Genomic DNA, 10,444 nt, shown 5'->3' with positions numbered 1-10,444 from the left:
AATTCCCGCTGTCAACAGTCTCATTGACCCTTTTGGCGGTGAAGGCGATATCAGGGCAGGTATCATCCGTCCGGTTACAGAAAATTCACTCTCCCTTGACCCGCTCAGGCTTTTGCGTGCGCTGCGCCTCGCCCTGGAACTGAAGTTCACTGTCCATCCCTCGGTTTATGAGCAGGCAGAAAAAATCAGTCTGAAAAACACCGCGCCGGAGCGCATCGGGATGGAGTTTTTGCGCATCCTTGACGCCTCCGGCTCGTCGCCCTATCTAAAACAACTGCACCAGTTGAGCCATCTCAAAGAGATTCTGCCCGAACTCGCCCCGCTCTTAGCTGATGAGGAGTTGTGGCAGCACACCCTGCGCACCTGCTATAAGATTGATGAAATCTTGTCCGGTCCCAATTTCTTTTCCCGATTTGAGCCGGAATGGCACGCATACTTTGACAACTTCCCCTATCGCCGCGCCCTCTTAAAACTTGCCGGACTTCTCCACGACATCGCCAAGCCCCATACCCGGTTTACAACCGAGTTGGGTGAGGTCCATTTTTACGGTCATGACAGCCTTGGTGCCAAACTGGCGGTAACAATCGGCTATAACCGGCTGCGTCTTTCCCGGTCGCAGATAAAGATGGTCAGAACCCTGGTCAAGGAGCATATGCGCCTGCACCTCCTTGCCACCGCACCCGAACTTACTGAAAGGGCGATCAGGCGCTACTTTCGCGATTTGGGTGAAGAGGCTTTTGGTCTGATGATTCTCTGCTATGCCGATGGCTGGGCAACCGCAGGCAGAACAACCCATCTTGAACAGACCATCACCAGGATGATTGAACAGGCGCGCGCCGAGGCGGCAAAGGCAAAGATCAAAAGGCTGGTGACCGGTGACGACCTGATCGCCTTGGGTATGAAACCAGGGCCGGTGTTCAAGGTGATATTGCAGGAACTTGAGGACCTGCAGGTTGAGGGCAAAATCACGACCAAAGAACAGGGGCTGGAATATTTAAAAAACCACCTCTTAAACGGAGCGGCAAGGTGAGACCCTTTCTCATACTCATCATTATCGTCATTACCTTTTCTGCGGAGGCAGCCACCGCAGGAAAGATTGACACCGTCTTCAGATTCTCTGCCCGCGACCTGGAGATAAAAACAACCGCACGTGGGGTTTTAATCAACCTGCCTGATGCCGAACCCTTAGGACATCCTGGCGCGCCCGCACTGCCCAAAATCGGGGTGAACATCACCCTGCCAAAAGGAACAAAGGCGACCGGTCTCAATATTATTGAACTTGAGTTGGAGACACTCCCCGGCACTTACTCAATTTCATCCTGCCAGCCACCATCAATCCTCTCCTCATCAACGCCCAGGTTTGTTGAGAACGACCCTGCCATCTACAGCCTCAATGAGTTTTATCCCGAAGACTTCTGCTCAATTACCGGTCAGGGTGTTATGCGCGGAAAACCTTTGGTATCGCTCCTTCTCACACCGGTTCAGTTTTTGCCCTCTCAGGGAAAACTGCGCCTGGTCAAAAGGCTAAAAATTGAGATGGGCTATGAGAAGACAAAAAGGGTAGACTTTGCCGACAACGGTCCGCTTGAACACCTGATTGTCACCAACCAGGAGATGGAGCCAACATTTCAGCGCCTCTCCTTGTGGCGCCAAAACACCGGTCTTTCCTCTAAGATCAGGCAGATTGAGTGGATAACCGAAAATTATCCGGGCAGAGATAACGCCGAGAAACTGCGCACCTATTTGCAAATCTGCGCCCGGGATTCCGGACTGAAGTTTCTCCTTTTAGGCGGTGACACCGACATCATCCCTTTCCGCAAGGCGTTTGCCTTTGCCTGCTCTGCCCGGTTGCATCCGCGTGAAGACTCACTTCCCTGCGACCTTTACTTCTCTGACCTTGATGGCACCTGGGATGAAAATCACAATGGTGTCTTTGGTGAAGTTTTTGACGCGGTTGACCTTTATCCTGACATCTATGTGGGCAGGGCACCGGTAAATAGCACCCAACAGGCAGAGGTGTTTGTCAATAAAATCCTCAATTATGAAAATAGCCTTTATAACGACTATCTGAACCACGCCCTTTTTTCTGCTGCTGTCCTCTGGAATGAGCCTTACACCGACGAAGCCATTGCCAAAGAAAGAATCAGGGAGCGTCATCTGCCTTCTTATTATGATGTCCTAAAACTCTACGAATCCCAGATGATGGTTACCATTGACACCGCACTGGCACTGTTGAATTCAGGCTCGGGTATATTCAACCACTGCGGTCATGGCTGGATTGATGCGCTTGGCTTGAGCCAGCAGGCGACTCTGCGCAATCATCATATCGACGGTCTTGCCAACCTCAATCGCCAGGGCATCGGCTATTCAATTGGCTGCTGGACAAACGCATTTGACTTTGATGCCATCGCCGAGCATTTTGTCTTAAATCCAAATGGTGGAGGAGTTGCCTTTATCGGCAACTCCTCTTATGGCTGGGGCGCACCTGGTAACCCTGGCTTTGGCTATTCTGACCGGTTTGATGCCCGCTTCTTTTACGAACTCTTCAACTCCAGCGCGACGATCGGCGAAATCCTTGCCCGGACAAAGACTCATTTCATCCCCTTCAGTCAGGAGGCAAATGTTTATCGCTGGCACCAGTTCTGCCTCAACCTCCTTGGAGACCCGGCAATGCCGGTTCACACCGACACCCTTGCCTCTCTTTTAGTCTCAAAGCCGCTGCGGCTGCCAACCGGAAAAGACCTGACAAGAATCACGGTATCGGACAAAACCGGACCGGTTGCCCGCGCAACCGTAACCATTTGCAAGGAAAATGAAACATTTGTCAGGGCAGTGACCGGTCCTGATGGCACTGCGCTTTTAAAACCCAATTGCCTCACCCCTGGCTGGGCAAGACTTTTCGTAGTTGCCAAAAACCATCGCCCTTATCAGGACTCAATTCCGGTTTTGACCGGTCCTAATATCACCCTCTTAAAATATGAGATTATTGACTCAACCGGCGACAAAAACGGCATACCTTCACCTAACGAAACCTTTTCCCTGCGCCTTTATTTGAAAAACACCGGCACGATTAAGACAACCGGTCTGCGCTGCCGCATCTCTTCAGAATCACCCCTTATCACAATAGAAAACAACTTCGGCTATCTTCCCGGGATTCTGCCCGACTCGGAAATCACCGCCAGGCTATTTCTCATCCGGGTTAACCCTAACGCCAAAAATGGCGATTTCGCACTCGCAACCATTACCTTCACCGACTCAACACAGGGATTCTGGCAAATTCCACTTGTCCTTCAGGTCGCTTTGCCCTTAATTAAGATTTGTGGCTACTACCAGACTCAGAATTCAGATACATTCAAACTATTTATCAGCATAACCAACACTGGCCTTGCCACCGCATTTAGACCAACCGGCACCATCTTCAAACCCGACCCTTCCTTACCTTTTGAACTTACCTCCCCTGGTCTTATCTTTCCAAATGTCGTTCCGGGTGAAACCGCCTGGTCCCTTGTTCCCTGCCAGTTCATTACCTCCTTTTCCTCCATTCGCCTTGGCGTCAATATCGTTACTAACGGTTATCTCTTCAGCGACACCTTAAAAATCATCCTCGAAAATACCGGGATTTTTGCCAGTTTTGACTCCGGTCCTGCAGGCTGGGAAATAGGCGGCATTAATGGCACCTGGTCGCTTTCCTCCCAACGCTTTCACTCTCCACCATTCTCCTTTTATGCCGGTGACTCATCCGGTTTTTATCCTGACAACTGCCACACCTGGCTGGTTTCACCCCGATTCATCATCCCACCTAACGCCTGCCTCTCATTCTTTCGCTGGTTTTCTGTCCCTACCTACGGTGTGGATGGTCTTTATGTCGTCATCTGCAAGGGTGATATTGCCGATACCCTTGACTTCATCGGCTCAGGTGGAGCGCTCGGGGCTCGTCCGCTCGGCTTGACATCAGAATGGCTCAACCAGACCTATGACCTCAGCCATTATCCTGCCGGCGAATCCTGCCGATTGAAGTTCATATTTGTCTCGGATAATGACGGTGCCACCGGTGAAGGTTTTTACCTTGACGACATTCGGGTCTATTCCCTTGATTCTGTCAAACTCCTTCAGCCGGAGACAACCCGCATCCTCGGTCTTTTCCCCAATCCAGTGCGAAACCGCACAACGGTCTTTTTCTCCCTTGCCCAACCCGCCTCTGTCCGGCTTGCCATCTTTGACCCGCAGGGCAGAATGGTAAAATCGCTCATCAGCGAACAGAAACCTGCCGGATATTATTCCCTTGCCTGGGACGGCACCGATGACAAAGGCAGAAGCCTACCTGCCGGTGTGTATTTCCTGCGCCTGTTGTTTGAAAATCTGCCTCCGGCAAGAATCCAGCGTAAAATCGTCAGGGTAAAATAGATGATAAAGACCAACTATGTCTATGGTCCGGTTCCCTCAAGGCGCCTTGGTCTCTCGCTCGGTCTGAACATCATCCCGAAAAAGACCTGCACCCTTAACTGCATCTACTGCCAGTGTGGCAGGACCACAAAAATGACCATCAGGCGCGAGTCATTCTTTCCCATCAATGACATTCTGCAGGAGGTCCGCGCCGCAGTAAAAGGTAAACGGATTGACTACCTCACCTTCTCCGGCGAGGGCGAGCCAACACTGAATAAGGACATCGGCAAAATCATCCGCCTCTTGAAAAAGGAGTTCAAAATCCCGGTTGCGGTCATTACCAACTCCACACTTTTATTTGACCCTGATGTGCGCCGCGACCTCTATTCTGCTGACCTAATTGTTCCCTCGCTTGATGCCGCCGACCAAAACACCTTTCGCCGGGTCAATCGCTGCCATCCGCAACTGAAAATAGAAAAAATCTTAACCGGGCTCAAAACCTTCTCCCGTTACTTTTCCGGCAAGATCTTCCTGGAAATAATGCTTGTCAAAAACATCAACGATTCACCTGAACACCTGATGAAACTCCGGCGCCTTGCCTATGAGATAAACCCGGATAAGGTCCACCTCAACACCGTTGTCCGCCCGCCCGCAGAAAGGTTTGCCCTGCCCCTTTCTTTTGATGACCTCTTGCAGATTCAGATGCTTTTTGGTCCGGGAACCGAGATTGCCCAATCGCCAATTCCCAAAAGGCAGAGACCGTTTAAAGGCGACCCGGTCAAGGCAATCATCGCTGTCGTTCAGAACCGCCCGGTAACAGCAGAGGACCTGATTCATTCCCTCGGTATCTCTGCGGAAAAGCTCAAACACCTCCTCTCCTCCTTGGTCCAGGAAAAACGCATCAAGAGAATAAAATTCTGGGGGAAGGTCTTTTACGAACCGATTTAGCGGCGAGGCATCACCCCGGTGCCCTCCTGTTCAATACCCTCCCCTGCGCGCATCTTCGGATCAAACCGGAAGTTGTTGAAATTGTAACTAACCGCCAAAGATAATCTGAGCCCTTCCCGGATATAGGAATAGTTCCTCCTAAAACCCTGCCCATCTTCCCGGCTTTTCCAGGTTCTCGGACCAAAAAGGTTCTGGCAGCGAAGGGTAATGGAAAGGGTTCGGTTAAACAGGCTTTGCTTAACCGCCAGGTCGGTTCCAAACCAGCCGTCAGAGGTGCTGGTGGCGGTGATATAAGGACCAGATAAGTTGCCGTTGAGTTGCACCTGGGTGGCGCTGGGAAACTGGAGATTAAGGTTTAGCGAGCCTGACCAAGAAATGCTGCGACGGTCAATCTCCTGGTTAAAGAGTGTTCCCCATTCGTGATAATCAGCGATATCGCCTGTGATATAGGCATTTAGCCATTTAACCGGACTGAGATGGGCTGAGAACTCAACTCCGAGCGAGCGGTCGCTGCCGATATTAGCCGCGGTCTGGAGCAGAGCATTGGTATCTCCAGGATACCTTGTTGTAATCCACTCAAACATATTGCTGGTTGTCCGGCAGTAGGCTTCAAGTGAAAGCAGATTGGCGCCAAAGGGGAGTTCAAAACCCACCTCATAGGAGTTGACATAGGAGGGACGAAGCATTGGGTTGCCCTTACTCACACTGTGGGCATCGTACCAGACTGGCAGGGGTCGGAGATACCAGTAATAGGGTCGGTCAATTCGCCTTGAGTAACTGGCTGAAACCTGGAAATTTGCAGGTAAATTATAAGAAAAATGTAAACTCGGAAAGTAGTCCCAGCGGCTCAGCTGCCAGATGCTATCCATCTCTTGAATATGGATGATGCGACTGCCATATTCACCGCGCAGACCCGGCTGGATAGCAAGTTTTTGCCATCTCCAGGAGTATGTGGTATAGAGGGAGTGGATGTTTTCCCTGCTGAGATAGGGGTGGCTTGAGAGCGAGTCAAGTTCCCAGGTGTCGGTGTTGGGGTTGAACCGGTAGATTTGGCTCTCCATCCCCGTCATTTCCACACGGCTCTGAAACCCGGCTTCAAGTTTGCCCCCATCTCCTGTTGGCAGGGTATATTCAGCCTCGCCCCTTATCCAGCCGGTTGGTCCCTCGTCTTGGCTGCGCCGACCCGTAATTGTCGCCCCGGTCGAATCCCTCTCGGTATTACCAGCGGCGGCTAAACCCTGCCGACCGACCAAGTATACCTGGGCTGTCAATTTGTGTCCGGCGGTGTCAAATTGGTGCTCGTGGTCAGCCATTAGGAAAAGGTATTTAGAACCGAATCGCCAGCTCCTGTCGTTCTGGTAATCTCGCGATGAGTCGGCGAGGAGGTGGTGTTCGGTTACCCTTTCCCGGCTTGTGCTCCTGCCATCGTAGTTGCCGAGCCTGCCCACGATGCTTGACTTGTCGCGGGGTCCAAATTGCAACTCCAGTCCGGCACGCGCGCCCGCAGCTGTTCCATCCCACGAACTTAAGCCCGAGGAGGCGATTTTAAGGGTGTCGGCAGAACCGAAAGTCCGGGTTTCACTTTCGTATTCATTGTCCGAAGATGAGTGCCAGATGTTGCCGCCAAAGTAGGTGTTGATTATCCCTGAGCGCAAACCAACGAGCGCATCACCGCCGTAACGGTTCTTGAATCCGGCATTAGCATTGACCAAAGCGCTCAGACCCTGTCCCTTTTGCTTCTTCAGAATGATGTTGATGATGCCCGCAGTGCCCTCCGGCTCATATTTTGCCGAAGGGTTGGTGATGATTTCAATCCTCTCAATCATTACCGCGGGAATCTGCTTCAGCGCCTGGTTCGGCTCCAGTCCGCTTGGTCTGCCATCAATTAGGACAGTAAAATTGGAACTGCCCCTGAGGGTAACATTGCCTTCAATATCAACCTTGACACCCGGGACATTCTTAAGCGCATCAACCGCGGTGCCGCCAGCGGTACTGGGCAGTTTGGTGACATCAATCACCTTTTTGTCCACCTCCTGGGAAATTGCCGGCTTGTCACCTATCACCTCAACGCCGCTCACCGGCACGCTTGACAACTTTAGTGTCAAACGCCCTAAATCTATCTGCGCGCCTGGTGCGCACTCAATATTCTCCACCCTTTTTGTCTCATACCCGATAAAGGAAATTTCAAGATAGTAACGAGCTGGTTTGACACCAAGAAGTGTGAATCTGCCGTAACTGTCTGTAACCGTCCCGGCAACCTGAGCGCTTTCCGGCAGGCTGTAGAGCACAATATTGACAAACTCCATTGGTCTTGTCCCATCCTCAGCAAAAACCTGCCCGGTAATCTTAACATCCCCCTTGCCCGCAACCGCCTGTGCCTGAACTCCACCTGCCCAGACCAGCCCTATTAAAACAAACCTTACTGCCCTGCCCATCTTCTCTTAGCCCTTCTCAGACTCCGGAATATCCCTGACTTTGTTGAAAAACATTGCCCGAATACAAACCCGTTTCACTCTTTTATAACATATCACCCATATCATTTAAGTCAAGGTCAGACTCGGCGGCAAATAAGGCTATAAATTTTAACTTTTCAATATTTTGGCTAATTTTAATCAAAATTTTTGGGTAGGTCCCCTCCACCATCCCCCTATCTATCACTTATCCAAATTCACCCTCCCCCACCTATTGCCACCCTATTATAAGATTGACCCTCAACTATTAATCTCTTATAATTATTTCTTTAACCGACCACGGTTTTATGCGCATCGGCTTTTACCAGTTCTCCCCGAAGCCACGGGCGGTGTTACAGAACCTTGGTAGGATCTTCTCCTGTCTTGAAGGTGTTGAAGCCGACCTCATCGTCCTCCCCGAGCTCTGTCTGACCGGTTATCTATTTTCCTCCCGCAAGGAACTTGCCCGCTATGCCGAAAAGGTGCCGGGAGGACGCTCCTCCTCTCTACTCCTCAACTTCTGCATGCAGAACAACCTCAATCTAATTTTGGGGATTGCGGAAAAGGCGGGCGACCGCATCTTCAACTCCGCCATCCTCGTAACCGCAGACGGCACAATTCATACCTATCGCAAAATCCATCTCTTCACCGATGAAAAGGACATCTTTGACCCGGGTGACCTGCCCTTTCCGGTCTTCAACCTCGGACAGGTGCGGATAGGGATGCTGGTCTGCTTTGACTACTTCTTTCCTGAGAGCGCCCGCACCCTTGCCCTGCGCGGCGCGCAAATCATCTGCCACCCTGCCAATCTGGTCCTTGACTATGCCCAGTCAATGACCATCACCCGCGCGCAGGAGAACCGCATCTTCTGGGTTTTAGCCAACCGGATAGGCACCGAGCATTTGGACGGCAGGGTGATGAACTTCACCGGCAAAAGTCAGATTGTTGCCCCTGACGGCAACCTTCTGGTCCGTGCCAGCCCTGAGGATGAGGAACTAAAGATTGTGGAGATCAACCCGGATCTGGCACTCAACAAGAATGTCACACCCCGTAACCACATCTTTAACGACCGCAGACCAAACTATTATCTCTGACTTTTAAGGCTTAACCACCGCTCCTAAGAAGAGAATCGCACCGGTCCGGTTGTCCTCAATTGTAAAGAGAAAAGGACGGTCACAAATCATTCTGAAACGGTCAACCGGCATTGCGGTCATCACCATCTCCACTGAAGTTACCGCTGCTGCCTCAGTCCCCTCCTCATTAACCTCAATAAAGCTCTTGTGCCGGACATCGCCAATCGCCACCCCCTTCATCGGGCTCATCTCAGAAAAGTCCGCTATGTTCAGGTCAAACGCAATCGCCATACCCAGCACCTTGAGCGGCTCATTCAGGCTCCCTTCGTACTCCAGTTTGAACCTGGGCAACCCCACCTCACCCTGCCTCTTAACAAACTCCTTTTGCCACATTGAATAGTTTTCGCCTGCGAGCCTCGTAATCAACCCGTTCAAACCCAAACTCTCATCCGGCAGGAATACCACCATACTCATCCTGCCATCGCCATAAGGCAACTTTACCGCCTGAAACCCATCACCCGCAAGATAACTGAACCGGTCTGACCGGTACATCATCATCACCCGCCTTTTTGTGCCGTCAGAAAGATGAAAATCGGTCTCATAGGTCTGTTTCGGGTCAAACTCCTGCTGCCACTTGCCCTTGAAATAGACCGCATTTATCAGATAAAGCACCGCATCCGGTACAATCCGCTCAACTATCCTCTCGATTTTGCCGCGCGTCTTCTCCCGGACCCAGGAATTTATCTTCACCAGCGCCTCCGGGGAATTAAAGTCCAAGACATTCACCTCTGCCGAGAAAAATTTCTTAACCCGGTTGATAAACCCGGTTTTAAAACCAATCCCCTTCCTTGCCCAGAGGGAGTTGGCGATTACCAGTTGCAACCGGGCATCCTTCTGTTGCAGACCCTCAAAAAGCCCCTTTTCACCCTGATTGAGTTCATCAAGCCCTATCCCCTCAATCTCAAGGGCTCTTGCCATCGCCGCCCTGGTCTCACCCGCTGCGCCATTATAGGTCATCGTTAGAGCGCTCGCAATGCTGTAAGGCGAAAGAACGATATTCTCCTTTATCTCACCCCGGCTCAACTCGGTCAACAACCTGAAACCGAACCGGTTCTTTGCCGGCACCAGATTGGCGCCACTGGTTTTGCTCTCCGCCCCTTTCAAGGGTGATGTAATTAAGGTCAAGATTAATATAATATTCATCACTATAAATAATGCCCGCAAAAGACCAGATGTCAAATCCTATCCCCACCCTTAGTCTTGAACTTTAAACTATAGCCTATTAAACTATGAAGATGACCTTTAACGAAATCCTCAACTGGCATCTTTCCCATTATCCACTCTTGCAGGCTGAAGACATCTACAAACTTTTATATCAAAGTGTTTATGGACCCGGGCACCTGTTAACCCTGCCCGGTGAAATAAAAGAGCGATTGGAACAGGAAATAGCAAGAGTAAGGTTTAACTCCCGGGTTCCGGAAACTGAACCGCTTGACCCTGAAGGTCTGCTCATTCGCGTCAACCTCGCGCCCATTGCCCACTCTCCAGAAAAACAGCGCCTGCTCCTGGAGGCATTAATCCAAACCTGCC

7 protein-coding genes are annotated in these 10,444 nt (G+C 51.1%); 5 read left to right on the top strand and 2 right to left on the bottom strand.

Going from position 1 to position 10,444, the window contains the following annotated elements:
• The 3 genes from ABIK47_07565 to ABIK47_07555 form a co-directional block, all read left to right on the top strand.
• On the top strand, positions 1-1,030 hold a 1,030-nt coding region (locus tag ABIK47_07565; GenBank protein MEO0020471.1), incomplete at its 5' end, for an HD domain-containing protein.
• Positions 1,027-4,404, top strand: a complete 3,378-nt coding sequence (locus ABIK47_07560; GenBank protein MEO0020470.1) for a C25 family cysteine peptidase — start codon at positions 1,027-1,029, stop codon at positions 4,402-4,404. The genes ABIK47_07565 and ABIK47_07560, both read left to right, overlap by 4 nt.
• On the top strand, positions 4,405-5,331 hold the full coding sequence (locus ABIK47_07555; GenBank protein ID MEO0020469.1) for a radical SAM protein: 927 nt from the start codon (positions 4,405-4,407) through the stop codon (positions 5,329-5,331).
• On the opposite strand, the gene ABIK47_07550 is transcribed toward ABIK47_07555, so the two are convergent.
• Positions 5,328-7,766 carry a TonB-dependent receptor gene (locus ABIK47_07550; GenBank protein ID MEO0020468.1) on the bottom strand — a complete coding sequence of 813 codons (2,439 nt, stop codon included), beginning with the start codon at positions 7,764-7,766 and terminating at the stop codon, positions 5,328-5,330. The two genes, ABIK47_07555 and ABIK47_07550, sit on opposite strands and share 4 nt — an antisense overlap.
• A 323-nt stretch (positions 7,767-8,089) precedes the next feature.
• On the opposite strand from ABIK47_07550, the gene ABIK47_07545 reads away from it, so the two are divergent.
• On the top strand, positions 8,090-8,875 hold the full coding sequence (locus tag ABIK47_07545; protein ID MEO0020467.1) for a nitrilase-related carbon-nitrogen hydrolase: 786 nt from the start codon (positions 8,090-8,092) through the stop codon (positions 8,873-8,875).
• Between the two features lie 3 nt (positions 8,876-8,878).
• Here ABIK47_07545 and ABIK47_07540 read toward each other — a convergent pair whose 3' ends face one another.
• Positions 8,879-10,057 carry a serpin family protein gene (locus ABIK47_07540; GenBank protein ID MEO0020466.1) on the bottom strand — a complete coding sequence of 393 codons (1,179 nt, stop codon included), beginning with the start codon at positions 10,055-10,057 and terminating at the stop codon, positions 8,879-8,881.
• A gap of 86 nt (positions 10,058-10,143) precedes the next feature.
• Between ABIK47_07540 and ABIK47_07535 the strand changes: the two genes are divergently transcribed.
• On the top strand, positions 10,144-10,444 hold a 301-nt coding region (locus tag ABIK47_07535; protein MEO0020465.1), incomplete at its 3' end, for a hypothetical protein.

It is taken from the genome of candidate division WOR-3 bacterium (assembly GCA_039801245.1).
Taxonomy (GTDB): Bacteria; Hydrothermota; Tepidihabitantia; order Tepidihabitantales; family Tepidihabitantaceae; genus JAOABP01.
This window is presented reverse-complemented; position numbering and strand designations above follow the sequence as displayed.